Raw genomic sequence first — 244 nt, forward strand, 5'->3', positions numbered from 1 at the left:
GGTTTCTGCAGCGCGATCGACCAGCTCGACCAGGGCCATGGGCGCATTGTCGCCCACGCGGAAGCCCATCTTCAGGATGCGGGTGTAGCCGCCAGGACGCACCTTGAAACGGGGGCCCAGATCGTTGAACAGCTTGGTCACACTGTCGCGGTCACGCAGACGGTTGAATGCCAGGCGGCGGTTGGCGACAGAGTCTTCCTTGGCCAGGGTGATCATGGGCTCGATCACGCGGCGCAGTTCCTTG

1 protein-coding gene is annotated in these 244 nt (G+C 63.5%); it reads right to left on the bottom strand.

Features of this window, described 5'->3' with window-relative positions; genetic code table 11:
* Positions 1-244, bottom strand: a 244-nt coding sequence (gene rplQ, locus KM800_RS15310; RefSeq protein WP_217813845.1) for a 50S ribosomal protein L17, incomplete at both ends; no start/stop codon positions are given.

This window comes from Clostridium tyrobutyricum, assembly GCF_019144085.1.
Lineage (GTDB): Bacteria > Bacillota > Clostridia > Clostridiales > Clostridiaceae > Clostridium_B > Clostridium_B tyrobutyricum_A.